Origin of the sequence: Flagellimonas ochracea (genome assembly GCF_009903685.1) — a bacterium.
Lineage (GTDB): Bacteria > Bacteroidota > Bacteroidia > Flavobacteriales > Flavobacteriaceae > Flagellimonas > Flagellimonas ochracea.
In genome coordinates this window covers 57,012-77,436 of the sequence record NZ_JAAABI010000005.1, presented here as the reverse complement: position 1 = coordinate 77,436, position 20,425 = coordinate 57,012, and the positions used below count along the sequence as shown (strand labels likewise).

The window sequence follows — 20,425 nt, the reverse complement described above, 5'->3', positions numbered from 1 at the left end:
TGGTATACATTTGATTTAATTATAACATTTAAAATGAAAAGACTAGTAGCAATATTATTCGCATTATTACCGCTTATCGTTCACGGACAAGATTCTGATTACAAGATAACGTCCTTTTTAAATGAGGGCATCAAAGCACCCAACACACACCATATCGGTGATGCATGGCTTAACTTCTTACTGAAAGCAGACAACAGTATAGACTACAACATTACCCAAGCCACATTTAGTCCAAATTCCACATTAGACTGGCATAAACATACCACACCACAAGTACTAATTATTATTGAAGGTGAAGGGTACTATCAAGAACGAGGCAAAGAGCCAATTATACTTAAAAAAGGTGATGTAATAAAGTGTGAAAAAGATATAGAACATTGGCATACATCAGCTGTTGGCAGTAAAGTATCCTATATCGCTATTTATGGTAGCGAACCTACGGTTTGGACCGAAAAGCTAACCAAGGAATATTATGATAGTGTAGCAGAAAAACTACAACGTAATTGAGGGATTTATTTAATCACCTTGCATAAGGCCACACATTGATGGGCTTCATCACTTAATTTCGTATTATGAACCTGAAAGACATATCAAGCAAAGAACTAATAAAGGGCTATCATGGCAAAATGATTCATAGTGAATCAATGACTTGGGCCTTTTGGGATGTGGAAAAAGATGCAGAAGTACCGGAACACCATCATGTACATGAACAGATCATGCATGTGGTGCAAGGGAATTTTGAGTTTACCCTGAATGGTAAAACAAGTATCTGCCAACCTGGAGATGTCATTATAATACCATCAAACACACCACACAGTGGAAAGGCTTTGACTCCTTGTAAGTTGATGGATATTTTTTGTCCCGCACGGGAAGAATACAAGTAGACATGAATATTTCTCTTTTAGGAAAAAAAGCACTCGTAGGAGGAAGCAGTAAAGGAATTGGCAGATCCGTTGCAATGCAGTTGGCCAATAGTGGAGCCCATGTGACCCTAATGGCCAGAAATGAGCGTGACCTAAAAGCCGTTGTTGCCGAAATGGACACCACAAAAGAGCAAAAACATGACTATTTAGTGGTCGATTTTTCTGATTTTGAATCGTTCAGTAAGACTATAACCACATTTTTTCAAACGACCAATATTGATATTTTGGTAAACAATACCCAAGGGCCAGAAGCAGGCGGAGCTCTTGAAAAAAAGGTTGAAGACTATCAGAAAGCGTTTGACTTATTGTTTAAATCGGTGGTGTTGACCACAGAATTGGCCATAAAGCACATGCAACAAAACAAATGGGGTCGCATTATCAATGTTGCTTCCATTTCTGTGAAAGAACCGCTTAGCTATTTGGCACTTTCAAACTCCATCCGGGCCGCAGTGGTCACATGGTCAAAAAGTCTATCCCTGGATGTTGCAAAAGATGGAATAACTGTGAACAATGTGCTTACTGGCTATTTTGATACGGACCGTATTGCTTCCCTCAATGTAAAAAAAGCTGAAAAAATGGGCATTCCGGTTGAAGAGGTTAGGTCAGCCATGGAAGCTATGGTACCCGCAAAACGTATCGGAAAACCCGAAGAGTACGGCTTTTTAGTGGCATTTTTAGCCTCCAATAAAGCCGCGTACATCAATGGTGCCAACATTCCCATTGATGGAGGCCTGTTAAAATCACTCTGAAATTTTTGATGGGATATTTTCGGGCTTTCATAAAAGATTCTTTGCGCTTTGATTGGAGAACGGGTCTTGCCTTGATTTTGATATTTGGAATTCCAAGGTTTATAACTGTGCTCCATGCCAGCAAAACAGGTGATTATCGATTTACGTCTATCATCTTTGTGGCCATGTGGATTTTACCTTTTCTTTTACTCACCAAATTGGGAAGAAAAGAAATCGGTCTTAAAAAACCCACCGGTTTTATACCGCTACTATGGGCATTTTTGGTTGGGGGTTTGGTCTGCTTGGGGGTTTGGCTAATCGGTACATGGTTATATGCAGATACAGTACAAAACTGGATGGTCTACATTTCTCAATCGTACCAAGTTCCTTCGGGGCCAAGTTTTGAAGCCCTTAAATTTCAATATTTTATGGTCTTTGCTACTATGGGCATGTTGTTCAGCCCCATTGGCGAGGAGTTTTTGTATAGGGGACTTATCCATAGATGTTTTTCAGAAGGACTGGGCGATAATAAAGCATCCCTTATTGACAGTCTAGCTTTTGGCGTCACACATTTGGCCCATTTCGGGATTCTTTTTATAGATGGCAAATGGATGTTTTCATGGGTACCTGCATTTCTTTGGGTTTTGTTTATGTTTTCTGCTTCACGGGTCTTTTTTATGATGAAACGAAAATCATATTCGCTATGGGGTGCGGTCATTTGCCACGCCGGATTTAACCTTGCCATGACATACTTCATTTTCTATTATGTTTTCTGATATCAGATAGTCATACACACAAAGCCAATACTGCATTATTCGCAATTTTTAGCTACTTTTATTGCTTAACCAATAAAATATCAACGTATGAATTCAAAAGTATTTATGGTGGTCCGTATCCTCTTGGGGCTGTTTGTCCTCATTTTTGGGTTGAATAAATTCTTTCATTTTATACCCATGGGAGAAATGCCTGAAACGGTAATGGGCTATTTCGGCGCATTGTCTTCAACTCATACAATGACCTTGGTGGCCGTTGTGGAAGTTTTAGCCGGTCTGGCATTGATTTTTAATAAATATGGCGCACTTATGGCCGTAATTTTGATGAGCGTTTCCGTATGTGCCGTTTTGTTTCACGCCTCTTTGGCGCCGGAGGGAATAGGGCCCGCCCTAGGATTACTGATTTTGAATATTTTAGCTTTGGTCGGTTATAAAGATAGATATAGGGACCTATTACGCGCATAACCTTTAAAAAGCCTCCGAATGGAGGCTTTTTCTTTTCAAAGGCTCATTTTGTCCTTGAATATGTAGGATTGCCGACGTGAAACCTCAACTTCTTCCCCATTTTTCATGGTCAGTTTCAATTTCCCATTGAACCAGGGAATTACGGTTTCAATGTAGTTGGTGTTGACAATTTGTTGCCTATTGGCCCTGAAGAACGATTCTTCGGGAAGTTTTTCCTCTATTTGGTTAAGGGATTTGTACAGCATAGGCTTTTTGCCCTCGAAAAAAACCCGGGTGTAGTTGCCCACAATTTCAAACTGTGAAATATCACCAATTTTAACCAACCAACACGACTCACCATCTTTGATGAAGATTTGACTGTTAACCGTCAACCTCGTGCTTTCAGAATTTTTTCTCTGCTTGTTTTCCAATCTGACCCTCACTTTTTCAAGGGCAATGGCAAAGCGTTTCTCGTTTACAGGTTTCAACAGATAATCCAGAGCATTGTACTCAAACGATTTTATGGCATATTCATCAAAGGCCGTAGTAAAAATGGTAATCGGGACTTCATCCAGCATTTCCAAGAGTTCAAACCCATCTTTTTCGGGCATGTTGATGTCCAAAAACAAAAGATCTGGATTTTCATTCCCAATAAGCTCATATCCCTCATCCACATTTTCTGCTTCACCCACCAATTCAATCTCATCATAGTCTTTTAGAAGCTCTTTTAGCTCATTGCGCGCCAATCTGGAATCTTCCACAATTACAGTTCTTATCCTCATGCCGACAATGGTATTTTTATGTTGGCCACCACTTCATCCGCTTCTTCGTCAAGGGTAAAAGACGCCCGTTCTGCATACAAAAGATGCAATCGTTGCCGTATATTTTTTATGCCCAATTGTGTGGAATTCTTTGAAACTTTCAGTTTTCCAGTATTTCTAACCCCAATTTGCAGTTGCCCGTTTTCCTTTTTTATCTCCAAAACTATTTTACCCCCCTGCTTCAAATTGGAAATACCATGTTTGATGGCATTTTCAATCAGTAATTGTATAATCATGGGCGGAATACTCAGGTCCAGAGTATCCTCATCTACATTTTTGATGAACTCCAGACGGTTTTCAAACTGTATCTTGGAAAGGTCGATATAGTTATCCACCACTTCCAGTTCTTCGGCAACCGATATGGAGTTTATGTTGTTTTTGGTAAGGGAGTATCTTAGAATTTCGGAAAGCTTGGTAAGCATTTCCCGGGACTTTTCCACATCTTCCAGCATCAAACCCCGAATATTGTTTAAACTGTTAAACATAAAGTGGGGATTGATCTGTCCTTTTAACGTGTCCAATTGCGCCTGTTTTAGATTGGTATTGAGTTCCAATCGTTCAATCCTGTCCCTATTTAACTTTAAAAGTAACTTTATGACCAAATATGTAATGACCCAAGCTCCAATTAAAAAGAGTGCATTGAGCACCTGTATCCAGACACTGTCATAATGTTTGAACAATTGGGTCTCCTCTGTGGTCAATGTGGGACCGAACTTAACATATATGTAACCAAAGGCTATATTGAGCAAGCCAAAAAGTAAGGAACCCGCGAGTACAGATACTATGACCTTACCTAAATCCTGAATACCAAAAGAGTCAAAAGAAATATTTCGCTTTAAATACCAACGTAGCACGGAAGTGGAAAAAATTCCAATGCCCGTACCCACCACAACGGAGTATAGTATGAATTCAACACTTACCTTTTTTAGGACAAAAATGGAAATTAGGTTGATAAAGCCCCAGCCAATAAACTGAAGTGCCCAGAATGCGACGTTCTGTCTTTTTTTGGTAATATTCATTCCCTGAAAAATATGCGTATAAAGATAGTTGAGTTTAAGCTAGCTTTTCTAGTATCTGATACAACATCCTGCCTACACCAAACCCCAGTCCAAAACAAACGAAGAGTGCGGAAATTGTTAGAAGTTCAATTCGAAAATGGGTCAAAGTATCTATATTTTTAGATTTATTGCCCAATATGATTTCGCTTGAAAATTCCATGATTTTTGAAAACCCAAAGACAACTCTGCTTTTACCAAAATAACCTAACAGAAACAGGCTAGCTCCCAAAAAACATATAAAAGTAATCCCTACAAATTGTGAACTGTTTAAAACCGAATAACCAACAACAGTTAAAATAGCTGCAACGCACAACAACATGATCTTATTTACGTTTTTCACTATCCAGTCATTTTATTCCAAAAATCCTTTTAAGATAGCGGACCTCGCATTTGCTATCTGAGTTCAAAAACGCCACCCACATAAATGACAAACCAGTATACAATGGAATAAAATAGCTTTTATGGTCCCAACCATTCCACTTTCCGTAAATACCTACTATGGTACCTATTATGCCAAGTACCAAGATCACTTTTTGCGCCGTATTCAATTTCTTCATAAAAGTTCGATTTAAGTTTTACCCTCTAGGGTTATAGTAAAATGTTCAAGAGTAATGAGATTACCAATTTTGCCAAGGTGATCATCGCTTCCGGTTTTTTGAATTAACAGGACTAAAATAGGCAGCGGATTCTTGCAATAGAAATGAATTATGGGCAACGGTAGAATGATAATGGCGAACGGTAAACTATTTCAATCATGAAAAGACAAAAAAAAGGGACCAATGGTCCCCTTTTTTACACCAAAAAGTTTCTTCAATCTTTTAAAGGCTTAGGAATTTCTGCATTGTCCAAATGCTTGGCATAAAAGCCCATCATGGCCTTATAAAGTTCCAAACGATTTTCTTCTTTGCCAAAACCATGTCCTTCGTCATATTTTACCATGTAGGGTACATCAAATCCCTTTTCCCTTAAGGCACTTACAATTTGGTCAGATTCATCGATATTTACCCTTGGGTCATTGGCTCCTTGAACAACAAACAGGGGTTTTTTAATTTTGTCCACATTGTACACTGGTGAAACTTCTTCCATTATGGATTTCTCCTCTGCAACATCTTCATCATACCAAATTTCTTTGATGATTTTCAAATAAGGCTTCCAATAAGGAGGGATGGTTTTCATAAAAGTGAAGATATTGGATACCCCTACATAATCAACTCCACAGGCGTAGAGGTCTGGGGTTTTTGTCAAGCCTCTCAAAACGGCATATCCTCCATGACTACCCCCATAGATAGCCGCTTTGTCGGGGTCTACCCAACCTTGGTCTATCACATACTGCAATCCGTCTTCCACATCATCCATGGCCTTTCTTCCAATTTGTTTAAATCCAGATTCCAAGAACTCCCTGCCATAACCTCCAGAAATTCTAAAGTTGACTTGGAGCGTTGCATATCCCCTACTGGCAAATAACTGTGCCTCTGGATTGAAACCCCATGAGTCACGAATTCCCTGAGGACCTCCATGGGGATTTACAACTACCGGAACCTTTTCGCCAGCCAAAGCTGCCTTTGGCAGCGTAATGTATCCATGCAGCATGATTCCGTCCCTACTCTTAAAGGTAATGGGTCTCATCTCGGCCATATCCTCCTCTTTCAAATGTGGCATGGTATTGTAAAGCTCGTTCAACTCATCCTTAGCAACATTATAAGCGTAATACACACCATAAATGCGGTCACTGCTCACATAGAGCATATACAAATTTTCATCCTCGGTGGCATCTAGCACTTGGTATTGTTTTCCGGGCAAAAGTTCTTTCATTTTGGCGTCCAATGCTTTGTAGGCATCACTCATGGGTACAACAATGCTTTTTTCGCCCTCATAAGAGAAATAATCGATCTCGTAGTTTCTTGTTCGTGAAAGTCCCATCCCTTGAACATCATACTGATCATTGGCAAACACCCGTTCAATCATTCTATCCTCTTTAAGGTCATAAAGCAAAACCTCGGCCTTGTCACTTTCTAGGTTAGATACAACATAAGCATCATGAGGGTATTCTGTGGCATAGTTAAAATCTGCTATCACAAAATTGTCTTTCCAATTGAGGCTCTTCAGCAGTTTGTAGCCCCCATTGCCATCTTCGTAATAGATATCCTGCTCCACACCATCCCGAATCTTGGTAAAAGACTTAAGAGTGCCGTCCTTGTCAAAATTATATCCAAAAATGGGGTTGTTTGGGTCATCATTGGCATACAACTGTTTTAGCTCCCCTGTTTGGTGATTCACCTTGTAGGGTTCAAATACTTGTGGGTTGTTCTTGTTCATGGACACGATGATATGGTCCTTATCATCGCGAAGCAATTCCGTAAATTGTGCTCTTACTCCATCAAAAGGTGTAAGGTCCTTTTGATTTTTACCATCGATATCAACAGCATAAATGTGGTAATTTTCATTGCCGCCCTTATCCATCGAAAAATACAGTCTTTCGTTGTTGAGCCATCCGTAGGCACGTACCAGTTCATCTTTTTCCTCAATGGCCATTATTGCTTCACCTGTGGATAAATTTTTGACATAGATATTACGCTTGCCCTTCTCATTGCTTTCACGGTAGGAGATGTATTTACCATCGGGCGAAAACCGGAAAGTAATGGCCTTGGGATTGGCAAAGTAGTCTTCCACCGTATATCGGTAATCGCCTGCGTCCAAGGCAGCTAGGGCTTTCAGCTCTTCATCGGAGCTTACCAAACTAGGATTTCCTGGTAAATCTTGTGCTTTTATAGTCAACCCTATTAAAAAAAGCAAAGCTGCACCACAAATCATTCTAATTTTTTGTGTTGTTCTCATTCTATTTGATTGTATTTGATTGTTAGTGATCTCAGGCATTTAAATTAAGACGCCACTTTTTATCGGTTGTTACACCAAAATCAAAAATATGTTGCAAAATGGACCACCTTATTCAAATTATGACCAACGGTATATAGCTAATACAAGCGGAAACTATTTTATCTTGGGTGGAAATTTGGAAAAGACCTTTTTTACAACGGCCCTTAGTTGACTTTCCCTGACACTGGGAGATGCATTGTCCCTAAAACCGCTCTCGCTGAATGCCTGCCAAAACAGCATATCCCGCTGTGCATCCACAAAATCGAATTGAATCATGCGTTGAATCCCTGAGTTTGAAATGGGCAATCCTATGGAAACGCCTCCACCGACATTTCGTCCTGTACCACCGACACCCACCCCAACAGCACTATTGGGTGCACTTCTGTATTCTTCACTTAAAATGTTGATGAAAAAATCAGGTTCTTCTGTCAACCGATATCCCTTGGACTGTAACATAGAGTCCAGTGCCCTTATCAATCTTCTCTCGTCCAATCCGCTCAAGCCCGTTTGCATATCAGAAAAGTAGTTATAGGTGGTATAACCTGAAAAGTCGGTTTGTGAGTCATAATCATAATTCACCCGAATCGCCGAACAGGACATTAAAAAGGCTCCCAAAACTAGGGTAAGTACACTTTTTTTATAGTTACTTGGCATACATAAATATAATTAATATTCGGGTTGAAAGCGTAGTGAGGTTGCTGTTATTCGTTCAACAGCTTCCAGAGGGCATCCTTAAGCTCTTGTATGCCCAATTGACTGACTGATGAAATAAAGACATAGGGAACATCTTTGAAATCTTCTTCCATATCTTCCTTCATCTCCTGTATGAGCTCCTCATCCAGTAAATCACATTTGGAAATGGCCACCAATCGATTTTTATCCAGGAGTTCAGGGTTATATCGCCTTAATTCATCCAATAGAATGGCATATTCCTGACTGATATCGTTGCTATCGGCAGGTATTAGAAAAAGTAAGGTGGCATTGCGCTCTATATGCCTTAAGAAATAATGTCCCAAACCTTTGCCTTCTGCAGCTCCTTCTATTATACCCGGAATATCGGCCATGACAAAACTTCTAAAATCCCGATACTTTACAATCCCCAAATTGGGTTTTAGGGTAGTGAATTCATAATCGGCAATTTTGGGCTTGGCCGAGGTCATTACGGAGAGCAATGTGGACTTTCCCGCATTGGGAAATCCTACGAGGCCTACATCGGCCAATACTTTTAATTCGAGTGTTATTTGACTTTCCTGACCTGGAATTCCTGGTTGGGCATATCGTGGTGTTTGGTTTGTAGCACTTTTAAAGTGCCAGTTTCCCCGGCCTCCTTTTCCACCTTCCAATACTATTTTTTCTTCCTGGTCTTCTGTAATTTCAAATAAAACTGCGTTGGTTTCGCTATCGCGGACCACAGTTCCCAAAGGCACTTCCAAATACACATCTTCGCCATCCGCCCCAGTGCTTCGCTGTTTACCACCATGTTCGCCATGCCCAGCCTTAAAATGCCTTTTGAACTTATAATGAATCAGTGTCCAGAGGTTTTTGTTTCCCTTCAGGATAACATGGCCACCGCGACCACCATCACCACCATCTGGACCTCCTTTGGCAACAAACTTTTCGCGACGTAGGTGCGCAGAGCCTTTACCCCCATTCCCGGAAGAGATATGCACTTTTACGTAATCTACAAAATTGCCTTCTGTCATTTTTTGGGTTTCGAGGATACAAGTTCATCAAGATATTTATAGATCTTGTCATAATCCGTTGCAGACAACTCCCTTTCCGTTACTTGGGCTCCATGCAACAATTCCAGCGCCGCTTCTTTTACTACAATATCATCTGTGGGCACGTGCTGATTAAGTTTTAAGCCCACACCTTTACTTTTCCAAAAAGTCTGCTCATTGAACATCAAAAATTCATGTGCTTTGAAATCTCTGAGTTGCGGTGCGACACCAATATTTTGGGTATAAACAATCTCGTTGTTTTCAGTAAAAATATGCCTTTCAAAATTGAGTGTCTCCTCTTGAAAATGTCGAGCAAGAGTTTTCTTCAGACCATCTTGCTCAGCATATTCTGTAACAAAAATTACGGTTGATCCTGATTCTAGGGTATAATTCGCTAATTCCCGTGCATTCCGGTTGTATACGTTTACCCTATTCTGAATATCTTCTGTCCACCCTCTGCTTTCGCATGAGAATAGGAATGCATAAAAAAAAAGAATCAATAATAGGAATCGCGCTCTCACAGACAATCAATGACTTTGCTCAATCGCTCCGTAATTTCATCAATCTCCCCAATACCATTTACAGCGTGAAACTTGCCCTGCTTTTCGTAGTAAGCCTTTAAGGGAGCTGTTTTTTGATTGTACTCATCAAAACGATTGCGAATCTTGTTCTCATCTTGGTCATCGGAGCGACCACTGCTCTTACCCCGTTCCAATAAACGCGCCACCAAAACATCATCATCGGCCTCAAGGGCAATGGTGGCATTTATACCCATATCCTTGGATTCCAAAAAATTATCCAAAGCTTCTGCCTGAGCTGTAGTTCTTGGAAAACCATCAAAAATAAAACCTGCTGCTTCCGGGTTTTTCTCCACTTCGTCCTTTAGCATGTTTATGGTGACCTCATCGGGCACCAAATCCCCTTTATCGATATAAGACTTGGCCAATTTTCCCAACTCCGTTCCGTTTTTAATATTATACCGGAACACATCACCAGTGGAAATATGCTTCAAATTGTATTTTTCTTTTAAAAATCCCGCTTGGGTACCCTTGCCGGCTCCTGGTTTTCCAAAAAGCACTAGGTTAATCATATCTGCTTGATTTAATTGGTATACTTCTCTTAGATTCCGCCCCAGTTCATTATAGTCCAAACCGTATCCGACTATGAAATTGTTTGGGATTTCCATTCCGATATAGTCGATGGTATATTCACCATTATAGATTTCAGATTTATAAAATAGGGTGGCTATCTTAAACTCTTTCACGTTGGTCTGGGAGAACAAATGCACCAATTGCTTCAGAGTTCTTCCCGTATCCACTACGTCTTCTAAAATAATGACGCTTTTGCCGTCCATTTCCTCAGGAATGTCCAACAAAGTTTCTACAATTCCAGTGGACGTAAGGCCCTGATAGGAGCTTAGTCGGACAAATGAAACTTGACATGGATGCGGATAGGCCTTTAAAAAGTCGGATACAAACATAAAAGCTCCGTTCAGCACCCCCACAAATATGGGCACCTCTTCATTATAATCCTTGGCGATTTCACCAGCAATTTTTTCAATGGCGGCCAAAATCTGCTCTTCCTTTAAAAAAGGTTTAAAATATTTGTCGTGAAGTTTGATCAATTAGTCTTCCATTTATCAGGTTGGCAAAGATAACATTTTTAGGGGTGGTTTTTGCTGTTGGTTTCCCTGCTTCATGGAATTCATGTATTTTTGCTTTTATTCCAATCTGCAAGACCAATGCAATTTTTTTCTTCCAAATTTAAACTGGGTATTCTTGGAGGTGGACAGTTGGGAAAAATGCTGCTCTACGAAACACGAAAATGGGATATCCATACCAAGGTAATGGATGCTTCCCCTGAAGCCCCTTGTAAGATTTCCTGCAATGAATTTGTACAAGCAAGCCTGATGGATTTTGATGCGGTGTACAATTTTGGAAAGGATGTGGATGTGCTCACCATTGAGATTGAAAACGTAAACGTAGATGCCCTAGAGAAGTTGGAAAACGAGGGTGTGAAAGTATATCCGCCCACAAAAGCCTTAAGAACGATACAAAATAAGGCAACTCAAAAATTGTTTTACACGGACCACAATATACCCACGGCCTCTTTTACCCGTTTTGCATACACCTCTGAGATTGAAGACAGTATTTCCAATGGAGGGCTCCAACTCCCTTTTGTATGGAAAAGTGCGCAATTTGGTTATGATGGACAAGGGGTGAAAATTGTCAGGACTCCGGAAGATTTAAAAGACTTGCCCAATGTGGAATGCATTGCAGAACAGTTGGTGGATTTTAAAAATGAACTTGCTGTAATTGTGGCTAGAAATACCGTCGGAGAGGTCAACACTTATCCCGTTGTGGAAATGGAATTCCATCCGGAGGCCAATCAGGTGGAATATGTAATCTGTCCTGCCCGAATTGAAGATGAGGTGGCCCAGAAAGCGCAACAAGTAGCGCTGCAAGTATCAAAACATATGAATCATATAGGGTTATTGGCGGTGGAGTTATTTCAAACACAGGAAGATGAGATCTTGGTCAATGAGGTGGCCCCGAGACCGCACAATAGTGGACATTACAGCATTGAAGCCAGCTACACCAACCAGTTTGAACAGCATATTCGTGCCATTTTGGGCTTGCCGTTGGGAAAAACGGACAGTAAGGTGGCGGGCATCATGGTCAATTTGGTAGGGTCGGAAGGTCATACCGGCAATGTGATTTACGAAAACATAGAAACCATACTAAAAATGGATGGCGTAACTCCACATATTTATGGTAAAAAACAGACCCGTCCCTTTCGGAAAATGGGACATGTGACCATTGTGGATGAAAATATGGCCCGAGCTCGGGAAGTGGCACAAAAAGTAAAGGAAACCATAAACGTTGTTAGTAATTAAAATATGAGCAAAGTAGCCGTAATCATGGGAAGCACCAGCGACCTTCCCGTTATGCAAGAAGCCATCGATATTTTAAAAGGATTTGATATTGAAGTCGAAGTGGATATTGTTTCAGCCCATCGAACACCGGAAAAACTGTTTGATTTTGGCAAAAATGCCCATAAAAATGGATTTTCTGTCATAATAGCAGGTGCCGGAGGAGCGGCCCACCTACCTGGCATGGTTGCTTCTTTATCTCCACTGCCCGTTATTGGAGTACCTGTAAAAAGCAGTAATTCTATTGACGGATGGGATTCCATTCTTTCCATTCTACAAATGCCGGGAGGCGTTCCCGTGGCCACCGTGGCGCTGAACGGAGCCAAAAACGCCGGGATATTGGCAGCTCAGATTATTGGCAGTGCCGATAAATGTGTACTGGACAAGATTGAAGCCTATAAACAAGGCCTTAAAGAAAAGGTCATCAAAGGTGCGGAAGAAGTCAAAAGAAACTAATAAACACGTGTTCCAAGGTTGAACTACAACGAAATAGGCATAATGATAGGCGTATTCGCCATTGTCATCGTCCTTTTGGTGAGAAAGAAAATCCAAAATGCGTATATAGTTGTTTTTTATCGGAGCGCACTGTTGGCATTTGTTATGTACGTCCTGATTCTTACTTCTGTTGAAATTCGCTGGCACTATATCACGAGACATGCCCAAAGTTTTGACCTAAACGGAAATGGATTCGTAGACTTGAATGAATATACGGATGAAGCCCTTGCGGCCTTGAACAAGGCAACACAAGATACCTCTAGAACCTTTGCGTTTGTTACCGTTGCAATTTTTTCCGGCTTGGTCTCCTTCGCTTTTTTGCTGACTGACATCGCTGTGAACCCTTTAAAAAATAAAAAAACAAGAAATCCATATGAATAACCCATTGCTCAAATCTTTTGATCAGGCCCCTTTTTCAAAAATCAATAACGAACATTTTAAACCTGCTTTTCTAAAAGCCATCGAAAATGCCAAGAAAGAGATTGATGAAATCGTGGAAAATCCTGAACCTCCAACTTTCAAGAACACCTTGGAGGCGTTGGAATTTTCTGGGCAGCAACTGGACCGAATCTCAAGTATCTTTTTCAACTTAAATTCGGCAGAGACCAATGAAGAAATCCAGAAAATAGCCCAAGAGGTTTCCCCGTGGTTATCCGAATTTAATAATGACGTTATTTTGAACGCAGGGCTTTTCAAAAGGATAAAATCGGTCTATGCCCAAAGGGCAACTCTTGACCTTACGCCCGAACAGGACACCCTATTGGAAAAGCGGTATAAAAAATTCAGCCGCAATGGAGCTAATCTCAATGAAAAAGACAAGAAGCGATTGCGTAAAATCGATACGGAATTAGCTCAATTGAAGCTCAAGTTTGGCGAAAATGTGCTTGCAGAGACCAATAAATATGAACTTTTGCTCACTTCCGAAGAAGATGTGAAAGGACTTCCCGAGGGAATAAAGGAGGCTGCGGCCCAGTTGGCAAAATCAAAAGATAAGGACGGTTGGCTCATAACTTTGGACTACCCCAGCTACATCCCCTTTATGAAATATGCCGAGAACAGGGAGTTACGTAAAAAATTGTCCCTGGCTTTCGGCAGTAAAGGATTTCATAATGACGAACTGGACAATCGGGAAAATGTGCTCCAAATTGTAAGATTACGATATGAGCGGGCCAATTTATTGGGCTACCCGACAAATACCCATTTTGTTTTGGAAGAACGTATGGCCGAAACTCCGGAAAAGGTTATGGATTTTCTTAATGAACTTCTAGAAAAGGCATTACCTGCGGCCAAAAGGGAATTTGAGCAATTACAAACTTTCGCCATGGAATTGGATGGCATTGACCGATTGGAAAAATGGGACAGTGCCTATTATTCTGAAAAGTTAAAACAGAAGCTGTTTAATTTGGATGATGAAATATTGAAGCCCTATTTTAAATTGGAAAATGTCATTTCGGGCGTTTTCAAAGTATCCGAGAAGTTGTTTGGCTTGCATTTCAAAGAAGTTTTTGATGTGGACAAGTACCATGAAGAAGTAAAAACCTTTGAAGTTTATGATGATTCCGGAGAATTCATTTCCTTGTTTTACGCCGATTTTCATCCCAGACCTGGAAAACGAGGTGGCGCTTGGATGACTTCCTACAAACCCCAGTATCAGCAAAATGGCAAAAACAACAGGCCCCACATTTCCAATGTCTGTAATTTTACCCGATCTACAGAATCCAAACCGTCTTTGCTCACATTTAATGAGGTAACCACCTTGTTTCACGAATTTGGGCATGGATTGCATGGTATGTTGGCGAACACCGTCTATCCAGGGCTGTCCGGAACTTCCGTGTACTGGGACTTTGTAGAGTTGCCCAGTCAAATCATGGAGAACTGGTGCTATGAGCGAGAAGCTTTGGAGCTTTTTGCCCATCATTATGAAACAGGTGAATTGATACCCATGGAACTGGTGGAAAAAATCAAGGAATCCGCTACCTTTCAAGAAGGTATGGCCACGGTTCGTCAATTGAGCTTTGGTTTTCTGGATATGGCCTGGCATGGAAAAGACCCTTCTAAAATCGAAAATGTGAAGGCTCATGAAGTTGAAGCATTTAAGGGTACCAAATTGTTTCCAGAAACAGCAGAAACGTGCATGAGTACATCATTCTCCCATATTTTTCAAGGTGGGTACTCATCAGGCTATTATAGCTACAAGTGGGCAGAAGTATTGGATGCAGATGCCTTTGCCCATTTCAAGAAGCAAGGTATATTCAATAGGAACATTGCAGATAAATTCAAGAAACACATCCTGTCCAAAGGGGGAACGGAAAACCCCATGGTACTTTATAAGCGATTTAGAGGTGCGGAACCTAACATTGATGCATTATTGGAAAGAGCGGGATTACTTAAGATACAAAATTAGCAACATTCAAAGGTTGCTCCATTTCCGCTTCCACTCGACCAAGAGATAGTTCCTATGGTTACAATGGTCAGCAATACCCCAAGGGTGCAAGCTGCTATGGTTTTACCCATGGAAAATTTTCTTAGTTTACTCTCGGTGACCATTGATTTTTTAATTGTGATTTCAGTTTTATTCTGAAGCACAATTATCGTTGAATCTGTCACTTGGTTTACCAGGACTTTTTCCATCTCTCGGTCCCCCACCCTTATCTCATATTTTTCTCCAACCACAAAATCCATTTCAGGAAATTCCAGACTTTTATAACTATAACAACTATTGAAAAGAATAAGCAGGGCAGTTAACATGGAAAGTTTCTTCATAAGGATAGGCTGATTGATTTGTTCTATTATTCTGGTTAATAACAATTTACAAAATAATTTGACTTTTATAACATCATGGACAACTTCATATATATTGATTCAAAAGATATATGCCAGCATAGTCTCTTTAAACGAAAAACCTCAATATGCATTTAGCATCAGGTATTACCATTTTGGAAGACCTTTCTAGGAGTTCATTGCATAAAATCCACTATTTTTGATACCTCATAAAATATGGCAGCACACAAACTTCATCCTGAAAATTGGGTAGACCAATATGCCGACTACTTGTTCAATTATGCAGTAGCACGGGTAAGTGATGCTGAACTTGCCAAAGACTTGGTTCAAGAAACTTTTATAGCTGGATTGAATTCTGCCAAAAACTATAAGGGCAATGCTGCCGAACGGACATGGTTGATAGCCATACTTAAGCGTAAGGTGATCGATCATTATCGAAAGATCAACTCCAAAAAGGGAAAAGCAGAAGTACGTATCAACTACAGTCCAAGTAGTGATTCCGAAGGGGATTGGCTGGAAGAACAGGTAGCTGACCCATTTAGCCAAGATGGGGACAACATTTTGGAGAATGAGGAACTTGGGCTTGCGATACAAGAATGCATTTCCAAGTTACCTCAGAAGCAATCCCAGGTCTTTACAATGAAAACGATTCAAGGAATGGCCACAGAGGACATTTGTAATGAATTGGGTATAAATCCGTCCAATCTGTGGGTAATGATCCATAGGGCGAGAACGGCACTTATGGGTTGTTTAAATGAAAACTGGTTTTAGTTATGAAGATTTCCTGCGACGAGGCAGCACATATCTGTACTAGATCACAATACAAGGAAGCAAGTCTTTGGGAAATTCTCAAACTCCGCTTGCATATCTTGTATTGTAGAGCCTGTGCTAAATTCTCAAAGCAAAACAAAACATTGACCTCGCTTTGTGACCGTGCAGATATGCAAGTACTTTCCGAAAACGACAAAAAATCGATGAAGAAGGATTTGGAGAAACATCTTTAGAAGAATTCGTTTACGAACCTAAAAAGGACCAGCCAAAAAATCGGGATTCCTTCCACCCAAAATGAAGCAAAGTAGTTGGATTGTCTTCTTTGGTCAAAAAGAAAGATAAGCACCAAAAATAAGACCAAAACAGACCGCAGTAAAACTTCCTTTCCATCAACGACATCCTTAAAAAATGTCAATAAAAAAAAGATGCCGATCAGCACCAGCCCCAGTTTTTGGGTTTTTTTCGGTCCAATAACCTGGGGCAAAGTCTTTAAAGCTTTGTCATCCCGATGCATATCCCGAATTTCAAAAGGCAATATCAGTATCAAAACAAGGATGAAGCGCTGAAGGCATAGCATCCCCAAATCCCACGTGGGTAAAACATTGGCATCTAAAATTGGGAGCAAAGCCGTAAAGCCAACCCACACCAATGCAACAATATAAATCTTAAAGCCACCTAGACTCCTCAAGTTTTTTAAGTTTGGCAACATGGGCACTGCATATAGAGTAGATAAAATGCCCAAAACAAACACTGCAACCCATATTTTAGGGGATAAATACCATAAAAAGTAAATAGCGAAGCCGAAAGAAAGAAAACTAAACACCTGAATAGCCCTGTGGTACGCATTGGAGACAATCAAATACTTATGCGCTTCAACACCATACTTCACAAAATTGTAGCAGACCACACTAGCAAAAAAAACAAATCCAAGCAGAAAAAAATTCCAAGAAATGGCCAACAAATCAAAGGTAATGGCAGCAAGGGATACTACAGCCAAAGAGACGTGTATGCTGGCATTTAAGTAAAAGTTAAAAATGAATTTTAAAGTGCCCATCAAACCAATTACATTCCCAAAACCTCACCAATTGATTCACAGTTAACAATTTTGATTCTGAGACTCTCAAAATTGACTATTTTCATCGAATTTATCCCTAATTTTGTGCACTTTATTGGATTAATATGAACACAGAAGTATTTGCTGCCAGACACATTGGCATCACGGAGAAAGATCTTTCAAAAATGTTTGAGACCATTAGCGTCGAAAACATGGAACAATTAATCAACGAGACCATTCCCGGTGATATCAAGCTAAAGAAAGCGTTAAACCTTCCAAAAGGTATAAGTGAACATGAATTCTTGGCTCATGTTCAAGAATTATCCAGCAAGAACAAGGTGTTCAAAACCTTTATAGGACTAGGTTACCATGAATCGCTCACTCCTTCGGTGATTAAACGAAATATCTTGGAAAATCCGGGATGGTATACCGCCTATACGCCCTATCAGGCCGAAATTGCCCAAGGAAGATTGGAAGCATTGCTTAATTTTCAGACCATGGTGACCGATTTAACAGGAATGGAGCTTGCAAATGCTTCGTTGTTGGATGAAAGTACGGCCGCTGCTGAGGCCATGACCATGTTGTTCGATGTGCGTTCCAGACAACAAAAAAAGGATGGGGCAGTTAAGTTTTTTGTCTCTGAAGAAATATTGCCACAAACCTTAAGCTTGCTAAAAACGCGCTCTATACCATTAGGAATAGAGTTGGTTATTGGAAATCATCAGGCTTTTGATTTTTCAGAAGGCTATTACGGTGCTATGCTTCAATATCCAGGAAAACACGGACAAGTTCATGACTATGCCGGTTTTGTGCAAAAGGCAATGGAAAATGATATAAAAGTTGCCGTTGCAGCCGACATTTTAAGTTTGGTTTTGCTGACCCCTCCCGGCGAATGGGGTGTAGACGTGGTGGTTGGCACTACCCAACGTTTTGGAATCCCTTTGGGATATGGCGGGCCACATGCTGCTTTCTTTGCTACCAAGGAAGAATATAAAAGGAGTATTCCAGGTAGAATAATTGGAGTGACAAAGGATACCGATGGCAATAGGGCCCTCCGTATGGCCCTTCAGACCCGTGAACAACATATAAAAAGAGATAAGGCAACCTCCAATATCTGTACTGCACAGGTTTTATTGGCCGTAATGGCGGGCATGTATGCCGTGTACCATGGGCCTAACGGATTAAAGTATATTGCCAACAAAGTACACCTCCAGACTCGAAAGCTATCTGAAGGTTTACAAGATTTGGGGATTAAGCAGCTGAATACGGAATATTTTGACACCATCAAATTAAAAGTTCAAGATGTTGCAACACTTAAAGAAGTCTCCGAAGGAAAAGGGGTCAACTTAAACTATATAGATGCTGACCATGTTTCCATCTCGTTACATGAAGCAACTTCGGAACAAGATCTTGAACTTTTGCTCAACTGTTTTTCTGTATCCCAAAAAATCGAAAAAGACAGTTCACTGCCTTCTGAAGTAGAGGAAATTATTTCAAGTCCACTGAAACGTCAATCTTCATTTTTAGAACACGAGGTGTTTAATTCCTATCATTCAGAAACAGAGTTGATGCGCTACATCAAAAAACTGGAGCGTAAGGATCTTGCCCTAAATCACTCGATGATTTCACTGGGAAGCTGTACCATGAAATTGAATGCCGCTTCTGAAATGTTGCCTTTGAGTTGGGCCAACTGGGGCAATATTCATCCGTTTGTTCCCTTGGATCAAGCTAAAGGCTATCAAGAAATGATTCAGTCGTTGGAGTCACAATTGAACGAGATTACCGGATTTGCTGGAACATCCCTTCAGCCCAATTCAGGGGCGCAGGGGGAATATGCTGGATTGATGGTGATTCGTGCTTATCATGAATCACGGGACGAAGGACATCGAAACATATGTATTATCCCAGCTTCAGCGCACGGTACCAATCCTGCTTCAGCAGTAATGGCGGGCATGAAGGTGGTCGTGACCAAAACCGATGAAAGAGGAAACATCGATGTGGCTGATCTAGAGGAAAAAGTGATGTTGCATTCAGATAACCTAGCGGCCTTAATGGTCACCTATCCCTCTACCCATGGTGTTTTCGAGTCTTCCATCATCAAAATAACGGATTTAATACACGAACATGGCGGACAGGTCTATATGGACGGTGCCAATATGAACGCCCAGGTAGGATTGACAAATCCAGCCACCATTGGAGCGGATGTATGCCACCTAAACCTTCACAAAACCTTTGCCATTCCACATGGAGGCGGAGGTCCTGGCGTAGGACCCATTTGTGTCGCGGAACAACTGAAGCCCTTCCTTCCTGGCAATCCCGTGGTAGAAACCGGGGGTAAACAAGGAATAACAGCCATATCAGCAGCTCCATGGGGTAGTGCTTTGGCTTGTCTTATATCCTACGGATATATAAAAATGTTGGGGGCTGAAGGATTAACTGAAGCTACCGAAATAGCCATCCTCAATGCCAATTACATCAAAGATCGACTTAAAGGAAGGTTTGAAGTATTGTACACTGGCGAGAAAGGTCGTGCGGCCCATGAGATGATTGTGGATTGCAGACCATTTAAGGTACACGGTATAGAAGTTACAGACATCGCCAAACGATTGATGGACTACGGATTCCATGCCCCCACCGTTTCCTTCCCAGTAGCTGGGACAATGATGATTGAACCTACAGAAAGTGAAAGCTTGGCAGAGTTGGATAGATTTTGTGATGCCATGATTGCAATTCGGGCAGAAATTGATGAGGTTGCCTCTGATGAGCCGAACAATGTTTTGAAAAATGCCCCGCATACGTTGGATATGGTCACCAGCGATTCATGGGATTACCCCTATAGTAGGCAAAAAGCTGCGTTTCCTCTGCCCTATGTTTCAGAAAACAAGTTTTGGCCGAGCATTAGACGAACAGATGAAGCTTTTGGGGATCGTAATTTAATTTGCACCTGTACTCCTATCGAAGCATACGCTGAGGTATAGAAAGAAACTGTCAGCATAAAGAATAAGCGTGGATATAGGGTGACTATCAGCACTTTTTCTGTTTGATAGGCA

At 40.8% G+C, this 20,425-nt stretch carries 23 protein-coding genes; 12 read left to right on the top strand and 11 right to left on the bottom strand.

Translation table 11 applies throughout. The features are described from left to right. Positions 1–33: 33 nt before the first annotated feature. The 5 genes from GTQ34_RS13390 to GTQ34_RS13370 all read left to right on the top strand — a co-directional run bounded on the left by GTQ34_RS13390 (position 34) and on the right by GTQ34_RS13370 (position 2,889). Positions 34–507: a cupin domain-containing protein gene (locus GTQ34_RS13390; RefSeq protein ID WP_166524324.1), complete on the top strand. Its 474-nt coding sequence runs from the start codon at positions 34–36 to the stop codon at positions 505–507. Positions 508–572: 65 nt separating this feature from the next. Further along, on the top strand, positions 573–884 hold the full coding sequence (locus GTQ34_RS13385; protein WP_166524323.1) for a cupin domain-containing protein: 312 nt from the start codon (positions 573–575) through the stop codon (positions 882–884). 2 nt (positions 885–886) lie between these two features. Beyond that, a complete protein-coding gene (locus GTQ34_RS13380) occupies positions 887–1,672 on the top strand; it encodes an SDR family oxidoreductase (protein WP_166524322.1) in 786 nt (261 codons plus the stop codon). Between the two features lie 8 nt (positions 1,673–1,680). Next, on the top strand, positions 1,681–2,427 hold the full coding sequence (locus GTQ34_RS13375) for a CPBP family intramembrane glutamic endopeptidase (protein ID WP_166524321.1): 747 nt from the start codon (positions 1,681–1,683) through the stop codon (positions 2,425–2,427). An 87-nt stretch (positions 2,428–2,514) separates the two neighbouring features. After that, positions 2,515–2,889 carry a DoxX family membrane protein gene (locus GTQ34_RS13370; RefSeq protein ID WP_166524320.1) on the top strand — a complete coding sequence of 125 codons (375 nt, stop codon included), beginning with the start codon at positions 2,515–2,517 and terminating at the stop codon, positions 2,887–2,889. Positions 2,890–2,924: 35 nt separating this feature from the next. Here GTQ34_RS13370 and GTQ34_RS13365 read toward each other — a convergent pair whose 3' ends face one another. From GTQ34_RS13365 to GTQ34_RS13325, 9 genes are all read right to left on the bottom strand, one after another. After that, positions 2,925–3,650, bottom strand: coding sequence for a LytR/AlgR family response regulator transcription factor (locus GTQ34_RS13365; RefSeq protein ID WP_166524319.1), 726 nt, complete (start codon positions 3,648–3,650; stop codon positions 2,925–2,927). After that, positions 3,647–4,708 carry a sensor histidine kinase gene (locus GTQ34_RS13360; RefSeq protein ID WP_166524318.1) on the bottom strand — a complete coding sequence of 354 codons (1,062 nt, stop codon included), beginning with the start codon at positions 4,706–4,708 and terminating at the stop codon, positions 3,647–3,649. The genes GTQ34_RS13365 and GTQ34_RS13360 overlap by 4 nt, the downstream gene beginning before the upstream one ends. A gap of 34 nt (positions 4,709–4,742) precedes the next feature. After that, a complete protein-coding gene (locus GTQ34_RS13355; protein WP_166524317.1) occupies positions 4,743–5,087 on the bottom strand; it encodes a hypothetical protein in 345 nt (114 codons plus the stop codon). 7 nt (positions 5,088–5,094) lie between these two features. Then, complete coding sequence (locus GTQ34_RS13350) at positions 5,095–5,304, bottom strand: hypothetical protein (RefSeq protein WP_166524316.1); 210 nt, start codon at positions 5,302–5,304, stop codon at positions 5,095–5,097. 253 nt (positions 5,305–5,557) lie between these two features. Then, positions 5,558–7,558: a S9 family peptidase gene (locus tag GTQ34_RS13345; protein WP_235915046.1), complete on the bottom strand. Its 2,001-nt coding sequence runs from the start codon at positions 7,556–7,558 to the stop codon at positions 5,558–5,560. Between the two features lie 177 nt (positions 7,559–7,735). Next, a complete protein-coding gene (locus GTQ34_RS13340; RefSeq protein ID WP_235915043.1) occupies positions 7,736–8,275 on the bottom strand; it encodes a DUF4136 domain-containing protein in 540 nt (179 codons plus the stop codon). A gap of 47 nt (positions 8,276–8,322) precedes the next feature. Then, on the bottom strand, positions 8,323–9,324 hold the full coding sequence (gene obgE, locus GTQ34_RS13335; RefSeq protein WP_166524314.1) for a GTPase ObgE: 1,002 nt from the start codon (positions 9,322–9,324) through the stop codon (positions 8,323–8,325). Continuing rightward, positions 9,321–9,863, bottom strand: coding sequence for a hypothetical protein (locus GTQ34_RS13330; RefSeq protein ID WP_166524313.1), 543 nt, complete (start codon positions 9,861–9,863; stop codon positions 9,321–9,323). The genes obgE and GTQ34_RS13330 overlap by 4 nt, the downstream gene beginning before the upstream one ends. After that, the gene (locus tag GTQ34_RS13325; protein WP_166524312.1) at positions 9,860–10,966 is read right to left on the bottom strand and encodes an adenylate kinase; all 1,107 of its coding nucleotides are present in this window, start codon (positions 10,964–10,966) and stop codon (positions 9,860–9,862) included. Before GTQ34_RS13325 ends, GTQ34_RS13330 begins: the two co-directional genes overlap by 4 nt. A 117-nt stretch (positions 10,967–11,083) precedes the next feature. Here GTQ34_RS13325 and GTQ34_RS13320 point away from each other — a divergent pair, with 117 nt between their 5' ends. From GTQ34_RS13320 to GTQ34_RS13305, 4 genes are read left to right on the top strand one after another with little or no spacing between them, the layout of a single operon-like run. Then, the gene (locus GTQ34_RS13320; protein WP_166524311.1) at positions 11,084–12,238 is read left to right on the top strand and encodes a 5-(carboxyamino)imidazole ribonucleotide synthase; all 1,155 of its coding nucleotides are present in this window, start codon (positions 11,084–11,086) and stop codon (positions 12,236–12,238) included. A 3-nt stretch (positions 12,239–12,241) separates the two neighbouring features. Beyond that, a complete protein-coding gene (gene purE / locus GTQ34_RS13315; RefSeq protein WP_166524310.1) occupies positions 12,242–12,730 on the top strand; it encodes a 5-(carboxyamino)imidazole ribonucleotide mutase in 489 nt (162 codons plus the stop codon). A 42-nt stretch (positions 12,731–12,772) separates the two neighbouring features. Beyond that, positions 12,773–13,150: a hypothetical protein gene (locus tag GTQ34_RS13310; RefSeq protein WP_166524309.1), complete on the top strand. Its 378-nt coding sequence runs from the start codon at positions 12,773–12,775 to the stop codon at positions 13,148–13,150. Then, complete coding sequence (locus GTQ34_RS13305; RefSeq protein WP_166524308.1) at positions 13,143–15,173, top strand: M3 family metallopeptidase; 2,031 nt, start codon at positions 13,143–13,145, stop codon at positions 15,171–15,173. The genes GTQ34_RS13310 and GTQ34_RS13305 overlap by 8 nt, the downstream gene beginning before the upstream one ends. Here GTQ34_RS13305 and GTQ34_RS13300 read toward each other — a convergent pair. Beyond that, positions 15,170–15,532, bottom strand: coding sequence for a hypothetical protein (locus GTQ34_RS13300; protein WP_166524307.1), 363 nt, complete (start codon positions 15,530–15,532; stop codon positions 15,170–15,172). The genes GTQ34_RS13305 and GTQ34_RS13300 overlap by 4 nt on opposite strands. A gap of 234 nt (positions 15,533–15,766) precedes the next feature. Between GTQ34_RS13300 and GTQ34_RS13295 the strand changes: the two genes are divergently transcribed. Beyond that, positions 15,767–16,321: a sigma-70 family RNA polymerase sigma factor gene (locus GTQ34_RS13295; RefSeq protein WP_166524306.1), complete on the top strand. Its 555-nt coding sequence runs from the start codon at positions 15,767–15,769 to the stop codon at positions 16,319–16,321. Positions 16,322–16,323: 2 nt separating this feature from the next. Continuing rightward, the gene (locus tag GTQ34_RS13290) at positions 16,324–16,554 is read left to right on the top strand and encodes a hypothetical protein (RefSeq protein WP_166524305.1); all 231 of its coding nucleotides are present in this window, start codon (positions 16,324–16,326) and stop codon (positions 16,552–16,554) included. On the opposite strand, the gene GTQ34_RS13285 is transcribed toward GTQ34_RS13290, so the two are convergent. Then, entirely contained in the window at positions 16,551–17,375 is an 825-nt protein-coding gene (locus GTQ34_RS13285) for a UbiA prenyltransferase family protein (protein WP_166524304.1), read from the bottom strand. The two genes, GTQ34_RS13290 and GTQ34_RS13285, sit on opposite strands and share 4 nt — an antisense overlap. Before the next feature lie 125 nt (positions 17,376–17,500). On the opposite strand from GTQ34_RS13285, the gene gcvP reads away from it, so the two are divergent. Beyond that, the gene (gene gcvP, locus GTQ34_RS13280; protein ID WP_166524303.1) at positions 17,501–20,353 is read left to right on the top strand and encodes an aminomethyl-transferring glycine dehydrogenase; all 2,853 of its coding nucleotides are present in this window, start codon (positions 17,501–17,503) and stop codon (positions 20,351–20,353) included. Positions 20,354–20,425 lie beyond the last annotated feature (72 nt).